Consider the following 20,473-nt stretch of genomic DNA (forward strand, 5'->3'; position numbering starts at 1 on the left):
AAGCTCATCTTTTCAGCAGGAGGGTAACCATAATGCGTTTAGCCGCATTCGATATGGATGGCACATTATTGCTGCCGGATCATCAGCTGGGTCAGCAGACGCTGGATAGCCTGCAGGCGTTGCATCTGCGTGGCGTAAATCTGGCGCTGGCGACGGGCCGCCATCTGCTGGAGATGCAGATTCTGAGGGAGAAATTAATGCTGCCTGCGTGGCTGATTACCGGGAACGGCACTCGTGTACACGACAGGCAGGGCAATCTGATCTTTGCGCGTGATCTGCCCTCTGAGGTAGCCGAAGAGGTCATCCATCGCCACTGGGAAACATCCGCGTCGATCCACATTTTCAACGATCAGGGGTGGTTTACCGATCGCCCCCAGCCTGAGCTGCTGGTGGCCCATCAGATGAGCGGGTTTAGCTATCAGCTGTGCGATTTGAAAAGGCTTCCCGCGCATCAGGTAACAAAAATCTGCTTTATCGATCAGCATCAGCATCTGTGCCAGCTGAAAACGGAACTGGGTGCGGCGCTGGGTGAGCAGGCGAATATCTGCTTCTCTGCGGTGGACTGTCTGGAAGTGTTGCCCGCCAGTTGCAACAAAGGCAGCGCGCTGGCGCTGTTGTGCGACCATCTGTCACTGACGCTGGCGGAGTGCATGGCGTTCGGGGATGCAATGAATGACAGAGAAATGCTGTCGCAGGTTGGGCGGGGCTTCATCATGGGCAATGCGATGGCGCAACTGAAAGCTGCGCTACCGCATCTGCCGGTATTAGGGCATTGCGAGACACAGGCGGTGTCTCACTATTTAAATCACTGGCTGGCAACACCCGACCTCGCGTATTCCCCCGAATGCTGAGGATTGCCGTGAACCGGACTGGATGTCCGGTTTTTTATTCGAGTTCGCACTGCCACGGCGTGATATCGCCAATATGTTTTGCCACCCATTCCGGCTGATAGTAGCTATCGGGATAACGTTCGCCACTGTCGCACAGCAGTGTCACCAGGGATCCCTGCTGATTTGCTGCCCGTAAGCGTTTCGCCACCTGCATCATGCCCCAGAAATTGGTGCCCGTAGAGGCGCCCGGTTTGCGTCCCAGGATCTTTTCCAGCTTCAGCATGGCGGCCAACGTCGCACCATCCGGTACTTTGATCATTTCATCAATCACGTCAGGCATAAATGACGGCTCTACGCGCGGACGGCCAATTCCCTCGATCATGCTGCCGCGCGTGCTGGTCAGTGTTGCATCACGCTGTTGCCAGTAATCGAAAAACACGGAATGCTGGGGATCCACCACCAGCAGTTTCGTTTCCAGGCCCTGATAACGAATATAGCGGCCCAGCGTCGCCGAGGTGCCGCCAGTGCCCGCGCTCATAATCACCGTATGCGGAATCGGATAGGGTTCATGCTGCATCTGACGGAAAATGCTCTCAGCAATATTGTTATTACCGCGCCAGTCAGTAGCGCGTTCAGCGTAGGTAAACTGATCCATAAAATGGCCATTCAGCTCACGTGCCAGCCGTTCAGATTCTGCGTAAAGCTGGCAGGGATCCTCGACAAAATGGCACTGTCCACCATAAAAGGTGATCTGCTCAATTTTACGTTTCGCCGTGCTGGCGGGCATCACCGCAATAAAGGGCAGACCAAGCAGCCTTGCGAAGTACGCCTCTGAAACGGCCGTGCTGCCTGACGAGGCTTCGATAATCGGCGTATTCTCTTTAATCCAGCCGTTGGAGAGACCGTAGAGAAACAGGGATCGTGCCAGCCGATGTTTAAGACTGCCACTGGGATGGGTGCTCTCATCTTTCAGATAGAACCAGATGCCGGGAAAATCCGCCAGATCGAAACGGATCAAATGGGTTTCAGCCGATCGTTGAAAATCAGCGTTAATTTCGTTGATAGCGTGGCGAATCCAGCAGGTCTGCATTTCAGGCATCCGGTAAAGAAGTGATGCGGCTATTTTATGGCACGTGCAGGAAAAAGAGATTGCAAAAATACCGCTAAAATCGCGGTAATGGAGAAAATGATTCTCCGGGAGTCCCATATGCTAGATAAAACTGACCTTAAACTGCTCTCACTGCTGCAGCAGGATTGCACGCTGTCGCTGCAGGCGCTGGCGGATGCCGTCAACCTCACCACCACACCCTGCTGGAAGCGCCTGAAAAAGCTGGAAGATGATGGCATTATTCGCGCCCGGGTGGCACTGCTGGATGGGGATAAAATCGGACTGTCACTGACGGCGTTTATGTTTGTGAAAACCCAGCAGCATAGCCGCGACTGGTATCAGGCCTTTGTCTCGGTGGTAAGCAGCATGCCCGAGGTGATGGCCTTTTACCGGATGGCAGGCGAGTATGATTACCTGCTGCGCATTCAGGTGGCCGACATGAAGAGCTATGATGCTTTCTACAAGCGATTAGTGAACGGTGTGCCCGGCCTGATTGATGTGACATCCAGCTTCGCCATGGAAGAGATTAAATACACCACGGCTTTACCTGTCGCCCCCTGAGGGCCTGAGATTGAGAGCAGCGTTGTGCGATTATTCAGTCAATTAAGTTGGTATTTTCTGAGGGAGTGGCGGCGCTATCTGGGCGCGGTTATCCTGCTGATTGTTATTGCTATTCTGCAGTTGCTGCCGCCGCATGTGGTCGGTGTCATTGTTGATGGTGTCACACGTGACAACATGAGTACCAGTCGCATCATGATGTGGATTGGCATCATGCTGGCAACCGCAGTGGTGGTCTATCTGCTGCGCTACGTCTGGCGCGTACTGCTGTTTGGTGCCTCCTACCAGCTGGCGGTTGAGCTGCGCGAAGATTTTTATCGCCAGCTGAGTCGGCAGCAACCGGCATTTTATCTGCGTCACCGCACAGGTGACCTGATTGCGCGCGCCACTAACGATGTGGATCGGGTAGTGTTTGCAGCCGGGGAAGGGGTGCTGACGCTGGTCGACTCGCTGGTGATGGGCTGCGTGGTGCTGCTGGTGATGAGTACGCAAATCAGCTGGCAGCTGACGCTGCTGGCGCTGGTGCCGATGCCCATTATGGCGATCGTCATCCATCGCTACGGTAATCAGCTGCATCATCGCTTTAAACTGGCCCAGGCGGCCTTCTCCAGCCTTAACGACCAGACGCAGGAGAGCCTGACCAGCATCCGGATGATTAAATCCTTCGGTCTTGAACAGCATCAGTCGCAGCAATTCTCCGACATCGCCCGCGATACCGGTGAAAAGAACCTGCGCGTGGCGCGGGTCGATGCCCGTTTCGATCCCACTATCTACATCGCTATTGGTTTCTCAAACCTGCTGGCGATTGGCGGCGGAAGCTGGCTGGTGTGGCATGACCAGATGACGCTGGGGCAGCTTACCAGCTTTGTGATGTATCTCGGCCTGATGATCTGGCCGATGCTGGCGCTGGCGTGGATGTTCAATATCGTCGAACGCGGCAGCGCCGCCTGGAGCCGCATCGGTGCATTACTGGCGGAAGCGCCAGCGGTGGAAGATGGTGATAAGTCACTGCCACCTGACCCGGGCACGCTGCAGGTCGCGATTCGCGCCTTTCACTATCCGGCCAGCGCGGCTCCGGTGTTAAGTGATGTCAGCTTCCAACTGAAGCCCGGCGAAATGCTGGGACTGTGTGGGCCAACCGGCAGCGGAAAAAGTACCTTACTGAGCCTGATCCAGCGCCATTTTGATATTCAGCAGGGCGACATCCGTTATCACCAGATCCCGCTGCCGCAGTTACGGCTGGACAGCTGGCGCAGTCGTCTCGCCGTGGTCAGCCAGACACCATTCCTGTTTTCGGACAGCGTAGCGAACAATATTGCGCTGGGGAAACCGGGCGCAACCCAGCAGGAGATTGAACAGGCCGCCACCCTGGCCTGCGTGCATGACGATATCCTGCGGCTGCCGCAGGGTTATGAAACCGAAGTCGGGGAGCGAGGTGTGATGCTGTCCGGTGGACAGAAGCAGCGTCTTTCGATTGCCCGGGCACTGCTGCTGAACGCAGAAATCCTGATTCTGGACGACGCACTCTCTGCGGTGGATGGTCGTACCGAGCACGAAATCCTGCATAACCTGCGCATCTGGGGGCAGGGAAAAACACTGATTATCAGCGCGCATCGCCTGTCAGCGCTGACGGAAGCCAGTGAAATTCTGGTGTTACAACAGGGCAGCGTGGCACAGCGTGGCAATCATGACGCGCTGACCGCCAGCGCTGGCTGGTATCGTGACATGTATCGTTACCAGCAACTGGAAGCGGCGCTGGATGATGATGAAAATGAGAAAGGAGTGCCGCATGGCTAAGTCTGCCCGCTTGTGGCCAACCCTGAAGCGCCTGCTGAGTTACGGTAAGCCCTGGCGTAAATCCCTGTCGCTGGCGGTAGGCATGCTGTGGATCGCTGCCGCGGCGGAAGTAACCGGTCCGGTGCTGGTCAGCTACTTTATTGATAACCTGGTGGCGAAGCATCAGATGCCCTGGGGACTGGTGGCCGGTCTGGTCATCAGCTTTGTCCTGCTTCAGCTACTGGCCGCCGGGCTGCACTACTGGCAGGCGCTGCTGTTTAATCGCGCTGCGATTGGTGTGGTGCAGCGGTTACGCAGTGACGTGATGAATGCTGCGCTTTGTCAGCCGCTGAGCGCCTTTGATACTCAGCCGGTCGGGCAGATTATTTCGCGCGTGACGAATGACACCGAAGTGATCCGCGATCTTTATGTCACAGTGGTTTCAACCGTACTGCGTAGCGCTGCGCTGGTCGGCGCCATGATGGTGGCCATGTTCAGTCTTGACTGGCGCATGGCGCTGGTAGCAATGATGATCTTCCCGCTGGTACTGATAGTGATGTTCATCTATCAGCGTTACAGCACGCCGATTGCCCGACGGGTTCGCAGCTATCTGGCTGACATCAACAACGGCTTCAATGAAGTGATCAGCGGCATGAGTGTGATTCAGCAGTTTCGTCAGCAGGCACGATTTGGTGAGCGCATGGGCGAAGCGAGCCGCTCTCACTATCTGGCGCGAATGGAGACGCTGCGCCTCGATGGCTTTCTGCTGCGTCCGCTGTTGAGCCTGTTTTCAGCGATGGTCTTGTGCGGGCTGCTGATTCTGTTCAGTTTCTCTGTGCCTGGCGTGTTTGAAGTGGGGGTGCTCTATGCCTTTATTACTTACCTGGGCCGTCTGAATGAGCCACTGATTGAGCTGACCACCCAGCAGTCGATGCTGCAGCAGGCGGTGGTTTCCGGTGAGCGTATTTTCGAGCTGATGGATGCCGCCCAGCAGCAGTATGGGGCCGATCAGCAGCCACTGGCTTCAGGTCGTATTGCCCTGAACAATCTCAGTTTTGCCTACCGTGAAAATCGTGATGTGCTGAGTGATATCAATCTTGAAGTCGCACCGCGTGAGTTTGTGGCGCTGGTGGGCCATACCGGCAGTGGCAAAAGTACCCTGGCTAATCTGTTAATGGGTTATTACCCGGTGACGCGTGGCGAAATCCGTATTGATGATCGCCCGATTGGCGGCTTGAGCCACGCCGTGCTGCGACGCGGTATCGCGATGGTGCAGCAGGATCCGGTGGTGCTGGCCGATACGCTGCTGGCCAATGTGCGGCTGGGCCGCGACATCAGCGAAGAGGCTGTCTGGACAGTGCTGGAACAGGTGCAACTGGCACCGCTGGCGCATGCCCTGCCGGAGGGGATTCACACCCGACTGGGCGAGCAGGGCAATAACCTGTCGGTCGGGCAGAAACAGCTGCTGGCGCTGGCCCGGGTACTGGTTGATCTGCCGCAGATTCTGATCCTCGACGAGGCAACCGCTAACATCGACTCCGGCACCGAGCAGGCGATTCAGCAGACGCTTGCGACACTAAGGCAACACAGCACGCTGGTGGTGATCGCTCACCGCCTCTCAACGATTATCGATGCGGATAAGATTCTGGTGCTGCATCGTGGTCGTGTGGTTGAGCAGGGCACCCATCAGCAACTGCTGGCGCTGCAAGGACGCTACTGGCAGATGTATCAGCTGCAACAGGCAGGGGAAGATCTGGCGTCGGGCGTACCTGTAACATCTGAAAGCTGACTTGCACCTTTTTTGCGCAGCTTTATCGGAATAATCTGTATAAATGCACTCCTTTGACGCCTGGAGCACCAAAGGAGTGCAGTCTCAGTCTGCGATCCCTGTCACACACCCATTCTCATTCATATCTTCCCTGAAGCATCCCTTGCTCTGTCTCGCCTGACTCACTGATTAAGGGCACTTTTACACTCTGGCACAGGCTTTGCTTATATCCCTGCGTGTCCGTAAACGTTACCTATTTACTCGCTGGAGGGGATCCAATGAAGCTGGTTACCGTCGTAATTAAGCCATTCAAACTGGAGGATGTACGTGAAGCTTTATCCTCTATCGGCATTCAGGGACTGACCGTCTCCGAAGTGAAAGGTTTTGGTCGTCAGAAAGGCCATGCAGAGCTCTATCGTGGCGCAGAGTACAGCGTGAACTTCCTGCCAAAGGTCAAAATTGATATCGCCATTGCCGACGATCAGTTAGACGAAGTGGTGGATGTCATCAGTAAAGCGGCTTACACCGGCAAAATTGGCGACGGTAAAATTTTCGTGGCTGAACTGCAGCGCGTCATCCGTATTCGTACCGGCGAAACCGACGAAGCCGCTCTGTAATTAAGACTCAGTACTGTGATGGGATGGAATAAAAATGAATAAAATTTTCACTAAGCTGGGCCTCACCAGTCTGGCACTGTTACCCTCACTCGCAATGGCTGCGCCTGCCGTTGCGGACAAGGCTGATAACGCATTTATGATGATTTGCACCGCGCTGGTGCTCTTTATGTCAATTCCAGGTATTGCGCTGTTTTACGGCGGTCTGATTCGTGGCAAAAACGTTCTGTCGATGCTGACGCAGGTTGCTGTCACCTTCTCGCTGGTGTGCGTGCTGTGGGTGGTCTACGGCTACTCCCTGGCATTCAGTGAAGGTAACGCCTTTTTCGGCGGCTTTGGCTGGGCCATGCTGAAAAACATTCAGCTTACCGCCGTTATGGGCAGTTTCTATCAGTATATCCATGTAGCATTCCAGGCCTCGTTTGCCTGTATTACCGTGGGCCTGATTGTTGGTGCCATTGCAGAGCGTATCCGTTTCTCTGCCGTATTGATCTTCGTCGGTGTCTGGCTGACGCTTTCATATTTACCTATTGCACACATGGTCTGGGCGGGCGGTTTCCTGGCACAGGATGGCGCACTGGATTTCGCTGGCGGTACCGTGGTGCATATTAACGCCGCTATAGCGGGTCTGGTTGGTGCATATCTGGTGGGCAAACGTGCGGGATTTGGTAAAGAGGCATTCAAACCCCACAACCTGCCGATGGTCTTTACCGGCACCGCTATTCTGTACGTTGGCTGGTTTGGCTTTAATGCCGGTTCAGCTTCAGCAGCGAACGAAATCGCCGCGCTGGCTTTCCTTAACACCGTGGTTGCAACAGCAGGTGCGGTACTGGCATGGACCTTTGGTGAGTGGGCGGTACGGGGTAAGCCTTCACTGCTGGGTGCCTGCTCAGGCTTTATTGCCGGTCTGGTCGCGATTACCCCAGCCTGTGGCTATGTCGGTGTGGGCGGTGCGTTAATCATCGGCCTGGTCGGCGGACTGGCGGGACTGTGGGGCGTCACCACCCTCAAAAAATGGCTGCGCGTTGATGATCCGTGCGATGTGTTCGGCGTGCATGGCGTGTGCGGTATCGTGGGCTGTATCCTGACGGGCGTGTTTGCTTCCTCTTCACTGGGCGGCGTCGGTTATGCTCAGGGTGTAACCATGGGCCATCAGGTCTGGGTGCAGCTCTTCAGTGTGGGTCTGACGATTGTCTGGTCGGGCGTTGTTGCCTTCATTGGCTTCAAGCTGGCCGATCTGATTGTCGGACTGCGCGTACCGGAAGAGCATGAACGTGAAGGTCTGGATGTAAACAGCCACGGCGAGAATGCTTACAACCAGTAATGGACAGGCACTGAAATGAATAATCGGGGGCGAGCAATCGCCCCTTTTTTATTTCTCTTTATTCGCTGCGCTGGCGCATTACCCCTTCCTGAACTGTTGAGGCTACCAGCACACCCTGTTGATTGTAGAACTCGCCGCGGACAAAACCGCGTGCCCCGGAAGCTGAGGTACTGACCACGCTGTAGAGCAGCCATTCAGTGAAGTCGAACGGGCGGTGGAACCACATAGAGTGGTCGATCGTGGCGACCTGCATATCCGGCTCTAAAAAGCCTTTACCGTGCGGCTGCAGCGCAACCGGCAGGAAGTTGAGGTCGGACGCATAGCCGAGCAGGTACTGATGGATACGCAGGTCATCGGGCAGGGGGCCGGTGGCACGGATCCAGACCTGACGCTCCGGTTTATCCACATGTCCACGAAGCGGGTTATGGATCTGTACCGGGCGAATCTCCAGCGGACGTTCAGCAATGAATTTCTCGCGTAACTTTTCTGGCAGCAGATGCGCCATTTTCTGCGCCATCGCCTGTTCGGTTAACAGGTTCTCCGGCCCCGGCACCTGTGGCATCGGATTCTGATGTTCAAATCCGCTTTCAGGTGACTGAAAAGAGGCCGTCATATAAAAAATGGGCTGGCCATTCTGAATGGCGCTGACCCTGCGTGCGCTGAAACTTTTGCCATCACGCAGCGTTTCAACATCATAGATAATCGCTTTCTGGCTATCGCCGGGCCGCAAAAAATAGCTGTGAAATGAGTGAATAATGCGATCTTCCGCGACGGTTTGCTTTGCAGCATACAGCGCCTGACCCACCACCTGACCGCCAAACACCTGGCGCAGTCCCAGATCTTCGCTCTGGCCGCGATATAAACCCTCCTCCAGTTTTTCCAGATTCAATAAATTCAGCAGATTTTGCAGTGCCTGACTCATGGCGCATTCCTCAATATAGTGACCCGCTCAGTGTGAAAGATCGGACCAGTTGACGTCAATCAGACTTTCCGCTTTGCCTGTGCCAGGCAAAATTTCATTTTTGTGCCAATATTAAGCCCATACGGCGAGTGAAGCGCTGTAAGCAGGATTCGCTGCCGACAATCATTTTGATCAAATGGAGACGACATCAATGAAACTCAGGCATGTGTTCAGTGGGGTAGTTATTGCGGTTGCTGTTGCGGGATGTGCCGACAAGAGTAAACCAGTTCCAACGCCAACGCTGGGTTCTGCAGTGGCAGGACAAACGGCCGCGATTGCGCAGCCAAACGTAAGTGGTTCAGTCTTTATCCGCCAGCGCATTGCGCTGCCGCCGGATGCGGTATTAACCGTGACGCTTTCTGATGCCTCCGTATCTGATGCTCCATCAAAAGTGCTGTCGCAGCGCGTGGTGCGTACTGAAGGTAAACAGGCACCGTTCCAGTTTGTATTACCGTTTAACCCTGCCGACATTCAGCCCAATGCACGCATTCTGTTAAGCGCAGCCATCTCAATCGACGGCAAGCTGGCCTTTGTCACTGAAGGCGTGAAGCCGGTCATCAACCAGGGTGGCACCAAAGCTGAACTGCTGCTGGTACCGGTACCGTCAGTAGCGATGCCAACCCAGCCGGGCGCAGCGACAACTGTTCCGTCGACTTCACCCACTCAGGTGACGCCATCTGCTGCTGTTCCGGCACCCACACGTATTTAATTCTCTGCCGGGGCGACCTTGTCGCCCCTTCATCCTGCCTGAAATTGCCAGCGACAGGTCGAAAGATCGAGTTGTCCGTCATCACTGACCTCTATGCCTTCCGCTTCCAGCGCATCCCGCTGCCGCATCAGACGGTCGCCCTGTAGTGAAATTGTGCCATGGCGATTAACAACGCGATGCCAGGGTAGAGTAGTGCCTTCTGGTAACCGGCTCAGCACGCCGCCCACCTGACGTGCCGCGCGCGGGGAGCCCGCCAGTCGCGCAACGTCGCCATAAGTCGCGACGTGGCCATAGGGTATTGCGGCAACAATTTGCCAGATGCGTTGCTGGAAAGAGTCAGGCTGATCCATGTGCTTATTTATTCTGCTTTTTTCATCAGGAATTGGGTTTTAACTTTAGCATGAGGAGGATGAGGAAGCAGTGTCAGCACGGCGATTGTTCAAGAAAACAACGGTTGTCCCGACTACGCTTGCAATTGCCATCTCCTTCCCAGATAATGCCCCCGCTCTCGTAAAGAGGGCTTGTCAATGGGGGCCCTGTTGGTTCTCCCGCAATGCTAGCTTGTGAACTCGGTCAGATCCGGAAGGAAGCAGCCGCAGCAGGTGACGCGTGTGCCGGGATGTAGCTGGCAGGGCCCCCACCATTTTCCCTCTCTGAATATCTCTTCTCCCGAAACTGCAGACAGGCAAAACCCGCCTGGGCCGATCCTTTGCCGGCAGGCAGGAATATCCGGTACTAAAGAAGAGATTAAACGCAGCAACAATCCGTCAGATTAACGGACAAATTTCCATACTGAACCTGGGACTTTATCGTAGAGCTTGTTCATCGTCAGTTCCGCCAGGCGATGGTCGGCTGCGGAGTAAAATACCGCTAATTCATCCTCGGGTAATTCATACTTATTTTTTTCAATGACCCTTTCCAGGGTATCCAGAGAGCGGCAACGCCGCAGTCGCATCAAATAATCGGTTTTAGTCAGGGTTTTGTTCATAAATAAACCGTTCTCATGTCTGTACTATAATGAATGGCTTGGTTGGTGCAGAAAAGCGCACTCTTCAGTGAACAGATTAAATAAGCGTTTCGCTGAACGTTGCCACCGTTGAAGATCCGGACTGTTGATACCATAGTTGCTGAATAGCATAAAAGTATCATCAAGATATTCATCGATTTGCGAAATCAGCGCTTCATCTTCGACGTGCTTAATTTTGTAATTCATAGTGAAAGAGGCAATGTGTTCAATCAAATCGTTAAGCTGCAGATTGCTTTCAGAAGTGGGGTCATTCACCCAGCCGTGATGGCTGTCGGTTAATGTTGCCATGCTGTCGTCAAACAGGCTCTCACACAGATATTTAAGCTGGGCAATATCATGCCGTTTCGGTGAGTATTCGTCCATCTTTTTCCCCTCCATAGCTAGCTCAGTTGCCGCAGGGCAGCGATAGTGGATAACGCAGCCAGGAAGCGATTATTCGGGCAGTTATTAAACGGGATACCTTAAAGATAGTGTAAAACCATTAGTTCTGCTCACCTCCATTACTAAATATTACAATTCATCGCCAGGGGAGGGCTGCTGATTGTCGACCACATCAAACTCAAGTGCTCCGGGCTTAATGTGAAAGTTTACCTGCTCAGATTGCGTCACGGTTTCATTTAGATCCAGACAGGGATTAAATAAATTCCAGTCAAAATCGTAAAGTAATTTAAAACTATTCATATCCAGGTATTCAACCGAAACAATTTTTAAACTGCCTGGAACTAACTGCGCATTCTGTGAGTACCAGCGTAAATCACCTACCAGCAAATCTGTTATTTTGAGAATATTCCGCTGAACAATCTCTGCTATTTTTTCGCAGTCTGCTTCGCCCAGGGCAATATCACATTCAATACGTGACAGCATATCTGATCCACTAATAACCGTTAATAAACCTATCATTGGTTTTCTGCAACTGGTTTGCAAGCCAGCAGAGCACAAAACTGTCAGCATCTGCGCTTCAGCAGGCGGCAGTGCCTGCCAGCATCCTGCCGTAAGTCCTGTTGGTGTTTATCTTTTGATACACAATCACGCGTTTCCCTGACGGGAATATCCGGTATCTTATTTGTTATGTTATAACATATTGGTGAAGCGATGCGTCAGAGTGGATTACTTATGTCATTGGGTGGGAGGCTGAGTGTAGCCGTGCTATTCATCGCGCTGCTTGCCGTGGCCATAAAATGGGGGATCACATGATCCGGTTCAACACGCTTCGTGCTGGCTATCAGGGACAGAGCGTCACCCCGTTGGTTACCGGGCAGATTGCAGCTGGCTCGATGACAGCCTTAGTCGGTGCTAACGGCAGTGGCAAATCAACCCTGCTGAAAACTATTGCGGGTTTATTGCCACCGATAACCGGACGTTGTGAATTGCAGGTTTCGCGTCGGGATATCGGCTGGATGCCGCAGCGAACAGAACTTGAAACCCGTTTTCCCCTGACAGTATTTGAACTGGTCTCAATAGGCTGCTGGCCGCGCTGCGGCTGGTTCGGCGGTATTAACCGGGTACTACGCCGTGAAATCTGGCAGGCGCTGGAGGCCGTTCAGATGCATGATTATGCAGATGTGCAGCCCGCGACTTTATCAGGCGGACAACTTCAGCGCGTTTTGTTTGCACGACTGATGTTGCAGCGCAGCCAGCTCTGGCTGCTGGATGAGCCTTTTAACGGCATTGACAGCCAGACCGTGACATTACTGATGTCGATTCTTGAGCAGCAACAGCAGGCCGGCACAACCCTGCTGGTGGTGCTGCACGATCGTCCGCTGGTGGCGCGCTACTTCAGTAACGTCATGTCGATGGATGACAGTGAGGTCAGCTGCACCAGTCAGCCTGCTATCCCTTTGCGGAGTTGTGCGCCGTGACCCTGATGCAGCCTTTTATTGAGTTTGGTTTTATGCGGCGCGCGCTGGTGGCCTGTTTTGCACTGGCGGTCAGCGCTACGCCACTCGGCGTGTTCCTTTCGCTGCGCCGGATGAGCCTGATTGGTGATGCCTTATCGCATGCAGTGCTGCCCGGTGCCGCTATTGGTTATCTGATCTCCGGCCTGTCGCTGGTTGCGATGGGTATCGGCGGCCTGATCGCCGGTTTAGCCGTGGCGCTGCTTTCTGGCGCGGTCAGTCGCTATACGCCCCTGAAAGAGGATGCCAGTTTTGCCGGGTTCTATCTTGGATCCCTGGCGCTGGGCGTCACGCTGGTCTCATTACGCGGCTCAAGCGTGGATCTGCTGCACGTTCTGTTTGGCTCGCTGCTGGCGGTGGATAACGGCGCGCTGCTGCTGGTCGGCGGCATCGCCGCCTTTACGCTGATTCTGCTGGCGATCATCTATCGTCCGCTGGTCATCGACGCATTTGACGGTGACTTTCTGCGGGCGCAGGGGAAATGGAGCGCGCCGCTGGTGCATGGTCTGTTTTTAATGCTGGTGGTGCTGAATCTGGTCGCGGGCTTTCAGGTACTGGGCACGCTGATGTCGGTGGGACTGATGATGCTACCCGCCGCCAGCGCCCGTTTCTGGAGCCGTCATCTTGCCGCCATGCTGGTGATTGCCATTTTCATGGCAATGATTTCAGCGCTGGCGGGACTGATGCTCTCCTGGCACTTTTCATTGCCGGCCGGCCCCGCTGTGGTGCTGAGCGCCGCCATGCTGTTTTTTCTCTCCATTCTTGCAGGGCCATGCGGCGGGATTTTTCGTCGCCATTAATCTAAAGGGGTATCTATGAAGAAATTACCGGTTAGCCTGGCGCTCGCAGCGCTGTTTGCCACGCCTTTTGCGATGGCAAAAACGGTGGATGTGGTGGCCAGCTTTACCGTGCTGGCAGACATCGTTAAGCAGGTCGGCGGCGACCATGTCAACGTGAAAAGCCTGGTGGGGCCGAATGGCGATCCTCATACATTTGAACCCACGCCGCAGGACAGTCAGGCACTTGCAAAGGCCGATCTGGTCTTTGTCAGTGGACTGGGACTGGAAGGGTGGATGGATCGGCTGGTCAGCGCCTCCGGATATCGCGGCCAGTCCGTTGTGGCCTCGGCGGGTGTCACCACCCGCAGCATGGAGGAGGAGGGCAAAACCGTTACCGATCCTCACGCCTGGAACAGCATGCAGAACGGCGTGATCTATGCCACTAACGTAATGAATGCGCTGGTCAAAGCCGATCCTGAAGATGCCACCGCCATTCGTCAGCGTGGTCAGAATTACATTCAGCAGCTGGAGGCGCTGGATAGCTGGGCAAAAACGGCCTTTGATGCTGTGCCTGCCGACAAGCGAAAAGTGCTGACCAGTCATGATGCGTTTGGTTACTTTGGACAGCGCTATGGCGTGACGTTTCTTGCGCCGGTAGGGTTCTCTACTGAAGCGGAAGCAAGTGCCAGTGACGTGGGTAGTTTAATCACCCAACTAAAGCAGCAGCATATCAACCGCTATTTTATAGAGAACCAGACTGATCCGCGCCTGGTAAAACAGATTGCCAGCGCCACGGGAGCCGAGCCGGGTGGTGAGCTCTATCCGGAAGCGTTGTCCACAGCCTCTGGCCCGGCAGCCACTTATGAGGCGGCCTTTAGACATAACGTGAATGCGATGCTGAAGAGCATGCGCTAAGCATAAAAAAGGCCGGGCAAGCCCGGCCAGTCATCACGACACACATACTAGCGTTTTTTCTTTCTTCCCTGTACGGCTTTAAAGCGTGGATTCGTTTTACAGATCACGTAAATCCGCCCCTTGCGGCGCACTACCCTGCAATCCCGATGGCGATTTTTTGCTGAGCGCAGCGAACTCAATACCTGCATGAATCTTTTCCTTATTTACGGCCAAGAAAGCGCCCGAAACGCTGATTAAAGCGCGCGGTGCTGCCCTCTTTGGCGAAATCTTTCTGTTTGCCGGTATAGAAAACGTGTGAGGCTGACGACACATCCAGTGTGACGTAGGGCAGCGTTTCACCTTCAAACTCTACGGTGCGATCGGTTTTGATGGTCGAACCGATTTTGAAATAAACGTCAGCTGATGTGTCATGGAAGACCACGTGACGATAGTGAGGATGGATATTCGCTTTCAAAATGCTCTCCTATGTAATGTTATAATATAACATTATTATGCGCCGCACTGTTCAGGATTGCAACTGCCAGGACGTCAGCTCGCGTGAAGTGTCAGGAAGGGAGAAGGGCTGAATCGCAGGCATAAAAAAGGCCGCTTGCGCGGCCTCAGATGATTTACAGCTTAGTGAGTCTGGTCAGCCTCAACCGGATGACTTCTGGATGATTCGTCTTTTTTCTTGCCAAAGCGGCGGCGTACCACCACAAAGAACACAGGAACGAAGAAGATCGCCAGTATGGTCGCGGTGACCATGCCCCCGATAACGCCAGTACCTACGGCGTTTTGTGAACCGGAGCCAGCACCCGTACTGATCGCCAGCGGCAGTACCCCGAGAATAAACGCCAGCGACGTCATCAGGATAGGACGCAGACGCATACGACAGGCTTCCAGTGCTGCTTCAATCAGCCCTTTACCCTCTTTATCCATCAAATCCTTGGCAAATTCGACGATAAGGATGGCGTTCTTGGTCGAGAGGCCGATGGTTGTCAATAACCCCACCACGAAGTAGACGTCATTACTCAGGCCACGCAGCGTGGTAAAGATCAGCGCACCTATGACCCCAAGTGGAACAACCAGCATGACCGAGAAGGGAATCGACCAGCTCTCGTACAGTGCGGCAAGACACAGGAAGACCACAATTAGCGAGATGGCATAGAGCGCAGGAGCCTGGTTGCCTGACAGACGTTCCTGATAGGACATACCGGTCCAGTCATAGCCGATGCCCGCAGGCAGCTTCGCCGCCAGCTCTTCCATCAGGTCCATTGCTGCCCCGGAGCTTTTGCCTGGTGCGGCCTGTCCCAGAATTTCCATCGCAGGCAGACCGTTGTAACGTTCGAGACGCGGTGAACCATATTGCCACTTCGCTGACGAGAAGGCAGAGAAGGGCACCATAGTTCCACTGCTGTTACGCACGTACCATTTACCAATGTCGTCCGGCAGCATACGGGAATCCGCATTACCCATGACGTAAACTTTCTTCACACGACCGCGGTCGATAAAGTCGTTTACGTAAGAGCCGCCCCAGGAGGCTGCCAGCGTGGTATTGATATCACTCAGTGATACGCCCAGCGCCTGCGCTTTTTCCTGATCGATAGTCAGTTTGTACTGCGGTGTATCTTCCATCCCGTTAGGGCGAACACCCACCAGCGTATCAGGATGCTGCGCAATCATACCGAACAGCTGATTACGTGCTTCTGTCAGCTTATCGTGGCCAAGGTTGTTCTGATCAATCAGCTCAAAGTCAAAGCCGGTCGCATTACCCAGTTCGATAATTGCTGGCAGGTTGAAAGGAATGACCATCGCATCTTTGATCGCCCCCAGCGCCTGCATGGCACGGCCAGCAATCGCCGGAACTTTCATGTCGCTACCGGCACGCTCATCCCACGGCTTAAGACTGACAAAGGCGATACCGGTGTTCTGTCCACGACCAGCAAAGCCGAAGCCGTTAACGGTGAACACCGATTTAACCGTATCTTTCTCTTGCGTCAGGAAGTAATCCGACACCTGATCCAGCACTTTCTGGGTACGTTCCTGAGTAGCACCCGCTGGCAGCTGTGCCTGAGCGAGCAGCAGACCCTGATCCTCTTCCGGTAAGAATGAAGAGGGCAGTCGCATAAACAGAAACGCCATACCGACCACGATCAGCAGGTAGATCACCATATAGCGACCCGTACTGCGGATCATGTGGCCGACGCTGTCGACATAGTGGTGGGTGCTTTTGTCGAACATGCGGTTGAACCAGCCAAAGAAACCGGTGGTTTTACCGTGCTCGCCTTTTTTAACCGGCTTCAGCATGGTGGCACAGAGTGCCGGCGTCAGAATAAAGGCGACCAGCACCGACAACGCCATCGCTGAAACGATAGTGATTGAGAACTGACGATAAATAACGCCGGTCGAACCACCAAAGAACGCCATCGGAATAAATACGGCGGCAAGCACCAGCGCGATACCGACCAGCGCGCCCTGAATCTGCTCCATAGAACGCTTGGTCGCTTCTTTTGGCGGCAATCCTTCTTCCGCCATGACGCGCTCGACGTTCTCGACCACCACGATGGCGTCATCCACCAGCAAGCCGATGGCCAGCACCATCCCGAACATCGTCAGGGTATTTATCGAATAACCAAACGCGCTGATAACGGCAAACGTACCCAGCAATACCACGGGCACGGCGATGGTAGGAATCAACGTGGCACGGAAGTTTTGCAGGAACAGGTACATGACCAGGAACACCAGCACAATCGCTTCGATCAGCGTTTTCACTACTTCGAAAATCGAGATCTTAACGAATGGGGTGGTGTCATACGGATAGACTACTTTTAACCCGGCCGGGAACGTTGGCTGCAATTTGGCCAGTTCGGCTTTCACCGCATTGGCGGTATCCAGCGCATTCGCACCTGTGGCCAGCTTGATACCGATACCGGACGCAGGCTTGCCGTTATAACGGGCAATGATCTCGTAGTTTTCTGCGCCGAGTTCAATTCTGGCCACATCACGCAGACGAACCTGAGAACCATCCTCGTTCACTTTGAGCAGAATTTTACCGAACTCATCCGTTGAGGTCAGACGGGTTTGCGCAATGATTGAGGCGTTAAGCTGCTGGCCCGGAACCGGAGGCGTACCACCTAACTGACCGGCAGCGACCTGGGTGTTCTGAGTGTTCAGCGCGCTGATCACATCGACCGGTGTCAGGTTGTAGTTGTTCAGCTTGTGCGGATCCATCCAGATACGCATCGCGTACTGCGCACCAAATACCTGGGTATCACCCACGCCTTTAGTACGGCTGATGGGATCTTTGATTGACGACGAAATGAAATCAGAAATATCATTCTGCGTCATATTGTCATCGTCGCTGATGAAGCCCGCAACCATCAGGAAGCTGCTGGAGGATTTTTTAACCTGAATCCCCTGTTGCTGCACTTCCTGCGGCAGCAGCGGCGTCGCCAGCTGCAGTTTGTTCTGCACCTGAACCTGCGCGATGTCCGCATCTGTTCCTGACTCAAAAGAGATAGTCAGGGTCAGCGTACCGGATGAGTCGCTGCTCGAGGACATATACATCAGTCCATCGATACCGTTCATGTTTTGCTCAATGACCTGCGTCACCGAGTCCTGCAGCGTTTTTGCATCCGCACCAGGGTAGGTCGCCTGAATCTCAATTGCCGGCGGCGCAACATTGGGATATTGCTCGATCGGAAGTTTGAGAATCGATAGCGCACCGACCAGCATGATGATGATGGCGAGCACCCACGCAAAGATGGGGCGATCGATAAAGAACTTAGCCATGAATCAACGGCTCCTGTTATGACGATGACTTGTCAGACTGCGGTTTTGAATCGGGTGCCGCTTTCGCATCGTCTGAGACTTCTTGTGGAGTAACCTGTGCGCCTGGCTTGGCACGCTGCAGTCCGGTGCTGATCACACGTTCGCCTGCTTTAACGCCGTCGGTCACTAACCACTTGTCGCCAATCGCCTGAGAGGTGGTGACCTGACGTGATTCGACTTTGTTATCTGCACCTACGACCATCACGGTTGCCTGACCCGTTGGCGTGCGGGTAACTGCCTGTTGGGGCACCAGCATTGCATTCGGGTTGATCCCCTCATCCAGACGCGCACGAACAAACATGCCCGGTAACAGCGTGTGGTTCGGGTTCGGGACAATGGCGCGTAGGGTGATGGAACCGGTGGTTTCATCAACGGTCACGTCAGAGAACTCCAGCGTACCGGTCTGTGCATAGCTGCTGCCGTTCTGCATCAGCAGCGTCACGTTGGCTTTGCCATCGTTCTGCTTCAGCTGACCCGACTCCAGTTCTGAACGTAAGCGCATGAAATCTTCGCTCGACTGGGTCACGTCGACATACATTGGATCAAGCTGCTGCACGGTAGCGAGCGCGTTGGTTTGTGCGCTTTGTACCAATGCACCTTCGGTAACAGAGGATTTACCGATGCGGCCACTGATAGGCGAGGTCACTTTGGTGTAAGCCAGGTTAATACGGGCCGTTTCAACATTGGCTTTTGCCACCTGCACGGCAGCATCGTTTTGCGCGGCAGTAGCAACGGCGGTGTCATAATCCTGCTGACTGATATATTTGGTGCCGAGCAGCGGTTTATAGCGCTTGACGGTCAGCTGAGCGATGCGAGCATTCGCCTGAGCCTGTGTCAAATCGCCTTTAGCGCTGTCGTAAGCAGCCTGATAAGTCGCCGGATCGATCTGATAAAGAGACTGACCTGCTTTGACATCGCTGCCTTCAACAAAATTACGCTTCAGAATGATACCGGAAACCTGCGGACGGACTTCAGCCACACGATATGCTGAGGTGCGGCCAGGGAGTTCAGTCGAAATTTTCAGGGGTTCAGTTTTAAGTGTCACAACACCCACTGCTGGCGGTTGCTGGGCGGCTTGTTCGGATTTATTGTTGTCACATCCTGTTAACAAAAAGCTGCCTGATAGCATCAGGACGGCCGCCAGAGGCGATAATCCTCTGATTTTATTCATAAATAAACCTCTAGTGTCCGATATCAATTGGTCAATGGATCACAAACTGAAAAACCCATTGCTGTGTCAAGTCGCAGGTCATGCTATGGTACATACATTCACAAATGTATGTAAACTTACCCGTTTGTAAAAAAAGCCCCTTATGGCACGAAAAACCAAAGCGCAAGCACTTGAAACGCGACATCAAATTCTTGATGCCGCCATTGTTCTGTTTTCGCAGCAGGGCGTCTCAGCCACTTCTCTTGCAGAGATTGCCACCGCGGCCAGTGTCACGCGTGGGGCTATCTACTGGCACTTCAAAAATAAAGCCGATGTGTTACATGAAATATGGCTTCATTGTGATGCTGGTCTGGACGATGTGGAACTTGAGTATCAGACAAAATACCCTGGCGATCCACTCTCTGTGTTGCGCGCAATGCTGGTCTATATCTTTGATGCAACAGCAAAGGATCCACAGCGCCGCGCTTTGATGGAGATCATTTTCCATAAATGTGAATTTGTGGGCGAAATGTCGGCGCTGAAAAATATTCAACAAAGCCTGCTGCTGGAGTGCTATGACAAAATAGAAGATGTTCTGCGTCAGTGTATTGAAGCCGGACAACTTCCGGGTAGTCTCAGTACGCGACAGGCCGCACTTATCCTGCGTGGTTACGTTAATGGCATGATGGAAAGCTGGCTTTTTGCGCCTGAAAGTTTTGATTTAGCCGCTGACGCGCCAACGCTGGTCAATGCCTTTATTGATATGCTGCGTCTTAGCCCGACGCTGACTGCTCAGCGCTAAGCAGGTTGCCCATCGCGCTTGTTCTCGAAATCGCGCTGCACGATGGCCAGCGCTGAAAGCACCGTTTCCACCGGTAACTGATGCTCTTCCAGAAGCTGGATCAAATCCACTGCCAGTTTGACGTCGTCAGGGGCATTTTCCAGTGACATTTTTTCTCCTAAATACGTAAGCGGGCCGCGACCAGCAGCATCAGCACTGCGCCGAGGATCGCCATGCCCAGCGCGCCAGCATGCAACGTTGCCAGCGAGCCCAGTTCAAAATAGGTGGCGATATAGCCGCCAATCAGTGCGCCGATCATCGACAGCGTCAGGGTTGCCATCAGGCCGCCGGGTCGTCCCGGCATCAGCAGACGCTTCAGCAATCCCAGTAGCAGCCCGCATAGCAGCCAGCTCAGTAAGCCCATTTTTCGTCTCCGCGCCGAATTACACCCAGTATAGAAGCGCTTTT

The 20,473-nt window shown here is 54.0% G+C and carries 23 protein-coding genes and 1 other RNA gene; 12 read left to right on the plus strand and 12 right to left on the minus strand.

Features of this window, described 5'->3' with window-relative positions; genetic code table 11:
• Positions 1–29: 29 nt before the first annotated feature.
• On the plus strand, positions 30–851 hold the full coding sequence (cof, locus tag AC6I8J_RS04585) for an HMP-PP phosphatase (protein WP_440829522.1): 822 nt from the start codon (positions 30–32) through the stop codon (positions 849–851).
• Between the two features lie 34 nt (positions 852–885).
• On the opposite strand, the gene AC6I8J_RS04590 is transcribed toward cof, so the two are convergent.
• On the minus strand, positions 886–1,920 hold the full coding sequence (locus AC6I8J_RS04590) for a PLP-dependent cysteine synthase family protein (RefSeq protein ID WP_161736026.1): 1,035 nt from the start codon (positions 1,918–1,920) through the stop codon (positions 886–888).
• A 117-nt stretch (positions 1,921–2,037) separates the two neighbouring features.
• Here AC6I8J_RS04590 and AC6I8J_RS04595 point away from each other — a divergent pair, with 117 nt between their 5' ends.
• From AC6I8J_RS04595 to amtB, 5 genes are all read left to right on the plus strand, one after another.
• A complete protein-coding gene (locus AC6I8J_RS04595; protein WP_033782182.1) occupies positions 2,038–2,499 on the plus strand; it encodes an Lrp/AsnC family transcriptional regulator in 462 nt (153 codons plus the stop codon).
• A 24-nt stretch (positions 2,500–2,523) separates the two neighbouring features.
• Positions 2,524–4,293, plus strand: coding sequence for a SmdA family multidrug ABC transporter permease/ATP-binding protein (locus tag AC6I8J_RS04600; RefSeq protein WP_161736027.1), 1,770 nt, complete (start codon positions 2,524–2,526; stop codon positions 4,291–4,293).
• On the plus strand, positions 4,286–6,061 hold the full coding sequence (locus tag AC6I8J_RS04605) for a SmdB family multidrug efflux ABC transporter permease/ATP-binding protein (RefSeq protein ID WP_161736028.1): 1,776 nt from the start codon (positions 4,286–4,288) through the stop codon (positions 6,059–6,061). Before AC6I8J_RS04600 ends, AC6I8J_RS04605 begins: the two co-directional genes overlap by 8 nt.
• Positions 6,062–6,318: 257 nt before the next feature.
• Positions 6,319–6,657, plus strand: a complete 339-nt coding sequence (gene glnK, locus AC6I8J_RS04610; RefSeq protein ID WP_003850469.1) for a P-II family nitrogen regulator — start codon at positions 6,319–6,321, stop codon at positions 6,655–6,657.
• Positions 6,658–6,691: 34 nt separating this feature from the next.
• Positions 6,692–7,978 (plus strand): ammonium transporter AmtB, encoded by a 1,287-nt coding sequence (gene amtB / locus AC6I8J_RS04615; protein ID WP_161736029.1) that lies wholly within the window; start codon positions 6,692–6,694, stop codon positions 7,976–7,978.
• A 58-nt stretch (positions 7,979–8,036) separates the two neighbouring features.
• On the opposite strand, the gene tesB is transcribed toward amtB, so the two are convergent.
• Positions 8,037–8,900, minus strand: coding sequence for an acyl-CoA thioesterase II (gene tesB, locus AC6I8J_RS04620; RefSeq protein WP_161736030.1), 864 nt, complete (start codon positions 8,898–8,900; stop codon positions 8,037–8,039).
• 190 nt (positions 8,901–9,090) lie between these two features.
• Between tesB and AC6I8J_RS04625 the strand changes: the two genes are divergently transcribed.
• Positions 9,091–9,648 (plus strand): YbaY family lipoprotein, encoded by a 558-nt coding sequence (locus tag AC6I8J_RS04625; RefSeq protein WP_033731772.1) that lies wholly within the window; start codon positions 9,091–9,093, stop codon positions 9,646–9,648.
• Between the two features lie 29 nt (positions 9,649–9,677).
• On the opposite strand, the gene AC6I8J_RS04630 is transcribed toward AC6I8J_RS04625, so the two are convergent.
• Complete coding sequence (locus tag AC6I8J_RS04630) at positions 9,678–9,998, minus strand: MGMT family protein (RefSeq protein ID WP_161736031.1); 321 nt, start codon at positions 9,996–9,998, stop codon at positions 9,678–9,680.
• A gap of 187 nt (positions 9,999–10,185) precedes the next feature.
• Here AC6I8J_RS04630 and ffs point away from each other — a divergent pair.
• Positions 10,186–10,282, plus strand: an RNA gene (ffs, locus tag AC6I8J_RS04635) — signal recognition particle sRNA small type.
• Between the two features lie 138 nt (positions 10,283–10,420).
• On the opposite strand, the gene hha is transcribed toward ffs, so the two are convergent.
• The 3 genes from hha to AC6I8J_RS04650 form a co-directional block, all read right to left on the minus strand.
• A complete protein-coding gene (gene hha / locus AC6I8J_RS04640; protein WP_003850458.1) occupies positions 10,421–10,636 on the minus strand; it encodes a hemolysin expression-modulating protein Hha in 216 nt (71 codons plus the stop codon).
• A 24-nt stretch (positions 10,637–10,660) separates the two neighbouring features.
• Entirely contained in the window at positions 10,661–11,038 is a 378-nt protein-coding gene (gene tomB, locus AC6I8J_RS04645; protein ID WP_161736034.1) for an Hha toxicity modulator TomB, read from the minus strand.
• Between the two features lie 147 nt (positions 11,039–11,185).
• Complete coding sequence (locus tag AC6I8J_RS04650) at positions 11,186–11,539, minus strand: hypothetical protein (protein WP_222924426.1); 354 nt, start codon at positions 11,537–11,539, stop codon at positions 11,186–11,188.
• A gap of 326 nt (positions 11,540–11,865) precedes the next feature.
• Here AC6I8J_RS04650 and AC6I8J_RS04655 point away from each other — a divergent pair, with 326 nt between their 5' ends.
• Genes AC6I8J_RS04655 through AC6I8J_RS04665 form a run of 3 tightly spaced genes read left to right on the plus strand, consistent with a single transcriptional unit; the run spans position 11,866 to position 14,264 of the window.
• Positions 11,866–12,534, plus strand: coding sequence for a metal ABC transporter ATP-binding protein (locus tag AC6I8J_RS04655; protein WP_222924425.1), 669 nt, complete (start codon positions 11,866–11,868; stop codon positions 12,532–12,534).
• Entirely contained in the window at positions 12,531–13,370 is an 840-nt protein-coding gene (locus AC6I8J_RS04660; RefSeq protein ID WP_260057635.1) for a metal ABC transporter permease, read from the plus strand. The genes AC6I8J_RS04655 and AC6I8J_RS04660 overlap by 4 nt, the downstream gene beginning before the upstream one ends.
• Before the next feature lie 15 nt (positions 13,371–13,385).
• On the plus strand, positions 13,386–14,264 hold the full coding sequence (locus AC6I8J_RS04665; protein ID WP_497825129.1) for a metal ABC transporter substrate-binding protein: 879 nt from the start codon (positions 13,386–13,388) through the stop codon (positions 14,262–14,264).
• 47 nt (positions 14,265–14,311) lie between these two features.
• Here the strand turns inward: AC6I8J_RS04665 and ykgO are convergent, their stop codons facing one another.
• The 4 genes from ykgO to AC6I8J_RS04685 all read right to left on the minus strand — a co-directional run bounded on the left by ykgO (position 14,312) and on the right by AC6I8J_RS04685 (position 19,245).
• Positions 14,312–14,452: a type B 50S ribosomal protein L36 gene (gene ykgO / locus AC6I8J_RS04670; protein ID WP_009091664.1), complete on the minus strand. Its 141-nt coding sequence runs from the start codon at positions 14,450–14,452 to the stop codon at positions 14,312–14,314.
• Between the two features lie 11 nt (positions 14,453–14,463).
• Entirely contained in the window at positions 14,464–14,718 is a 255-nt protein-coding gene (locus tag AC6I8J_RS04675) for a type B 50S ribosomal protein L31 (protein ID WP_033782196.1), read from the minus strand.
• Between the two features lie 161 nt (positions 14,719–14,879).
• Positions 14,880–18,035, minus strand: a complete 3,156-nt coding sequence (locus AC6I8J_RS04680; RefSeq protein ID WP_222924419.1) for an efflux RND transporter permease subunit — start codon at positions 18,033–18,035, stop codon at positions 14,880–14,882.
• A 16-nt stretch (positions 18,036–18,051) separates the two neighbouring features.
• A complete protein-coding gene (locus AC6I8J_RS04685) occupies positions 18,052–19,245 on the minus strand; it encodes an efflux RND transporter periplasmic adaptor subunit (RefSeq protein ID WP_161731955.1) in 1,194 nt (397 codons plus the stop codon).
• A 142-nt stretch (positions 19,246–19,387) separates the two neighbouring features.
• Here AC6I8J_RS04685 and acrR point away from each other — a divergent pair, with 142 nt between their 5' ends.
• Complete coding sequence (acrR, locus tag AC6I8J_RS04690) at positions 19,388–20,026, plus strand: multidrug efflux transporter transcriptional repressor AcrR (protein WP_497825130.1); 639 nt, start codon at positions 19,388–19,390, stop codon at positions 20,024–20,026.
• Here the strand turns inward: acrR and rsmS are convergent.
• A complete protein-coding gene (gene rsmS / locus AC6I8J_RS04695; RefSeq protein ID WP_161731957.1) occupies positions 20,023–20,175 on the minus strand; it encodes a pleiotropic regulatory protein RsmS in 153 nt (50 codons plus the stop codon). The genes acrR and rsmS overlap by 4 nt on opposite strands.
• A gap of 8 nt (positions 20,176–20,183) precedes the next feature.
• On the minus strand, positions 20,184–20,429 hold the full coding sequence (locus AC6I8J_RS04700) for a GlsB/YeaQ/YmgE family stress response membrane protein (protein ID WP_161731959.1): 246 nt from the start codon (positions 20,427–20,429) through the stop codon (positions 20,184–20,186).
• Positions 20,430–20,473 lie beyond the last annotated feature (44 nt).

Source organism: Pantoea sp. X-Soil-ISGK-355 (genome assembly GCF_059730805.1).

Bases quoted from the DNA above. Each gene is read 5' to 3' on its own strand.
- AC6I8J_RS04590 (WP_161736026.1), bottom strand. From the start codon at position 1,920: ATGCAGACCTGCTGGATTCGCCACGCTATCAACGAAATTAACGCTGAT.
- AC6I8J_RS04595 (WP_033782182.1), top strand. From the start codon at position 2,038: ATGCTAGATAAAACTGACCTTAAACTGCTCTCACTGCTGCAGCAGGAT.
- AC6I8J_RS04605 (WP_161736028.1), top strand. From the start codon at position 4,286: ATGGCTAAGTCTGCCCGCTTGTGGCCAACCCTGAAGCGCCTGCTGAGT.
- glnK (WP_003850469.1), top strand. From the start codon at position 6,319: ATGAAGCTGGTTACCGTCGTAATTAAGCCATTCAAACTGGAGGATGTA.
- amtB (WP_161736029.1), top strand. From the start codon at position 6,692: ATGAATAAAATTTTCACTAAGCTGGGCCTCACCAGTCTGGCACTGTTA.
- tesB (WP_161736030.1), bottom strand. From the start codon at position 8,900: ATGAGTCAGGCACTGCAAAATCTGCTGAATTTATTGAATCTGGAAAAA.
- AC6I8J_RS04625 (WP_033731772.1), top strand. From the start codon at position 9,091: ATGAAACTCAGGCATGTGTTCAGTGGGGTAGTTATTGCGGTTGCTGTT.
- AC6I8J_RS04630 (WP_161736031.1), bottom strand. From the start codon at position 9,998: ATGGATCAGCCTGACTCTTTCCAGCAACGCATCTGGCAAATTGTTGCC.
- hha (WP_003850458.1), bottom strand. From the start codon at position 10,636: ATGAACAAAACCCTGACTAAAACCGATTATTTGATGCGACTGCGGCGT.
- tomB (WP_161736034.1), bottom strand. From the start codon at position 11,038: ATGGACGAATACTCACCGAAACGGCATGATATTGCCCAGCTTAAATAT.
- AC6I8J_RS04650 (WP_222924426.1), bottom strand. From the start codon at position 11,539: ATGCTGTCACGTATTGAATGTGATATTGCCCTGGGCGAAGCAGACTGC.
- AC6I8J_RS04655 (WP_222924425.1), top strand. From the start codon at position 11,866: ATGATCCGGTTCAACACGCTTCGTGCTGGCTATCAGGGACAGAGCGTC.
- AC6I8J_RS04665 (WP_497825129.1), top strand. From the start codon at position 13,386: ATGAAGAAATTACCGGTTAGCCTGGCGCTCGCAGCGCTGTTTGCCACG.
- ykgO (WP_009091664.1), bottom strand. From the start codon at position 14,452: ATGCAGGTATTGAGTTCGCTGCGCTCAGCAAAAAATCGCCATCGGGAT.
- AC6I8J_RS04680 (WP_222924419.1), bottom strand. From the start codon at position 18,035: ATGGCTAAGTTCTTTATCGATCGCCCCATCTTTGCGTGGGTGCTCGCC.
- AC6I8J_RS04685 (WP_161731955.1), bottom strand. From the start codon at position 19,245: ATGAATAAAATCAGAGGATTATCGCCTCTGGCGGCCGTCCTGATGCTA.
- acrR (WP_497825130.1), top strand. From the start codon at position 19,388: ATGGCACGAAAAACCAAAGCGCAAGCACTTGAAACGCGACATCAAATT.
- rsmS (WP_161731957.1), bottom strand. From the start codon at position 20,175: ATGTCACTGGAAAATGCCCCTGACGACGTCAAACTGGCAGTGGATTTG.
- AC6I8J_RS04700 (WP_161731959.1), bottom strand. From the start codon at position 20,429: ATGGGCTTACTGAGCTGGCTGCTATGCGGGCTGCTACTGGGATTGCTG.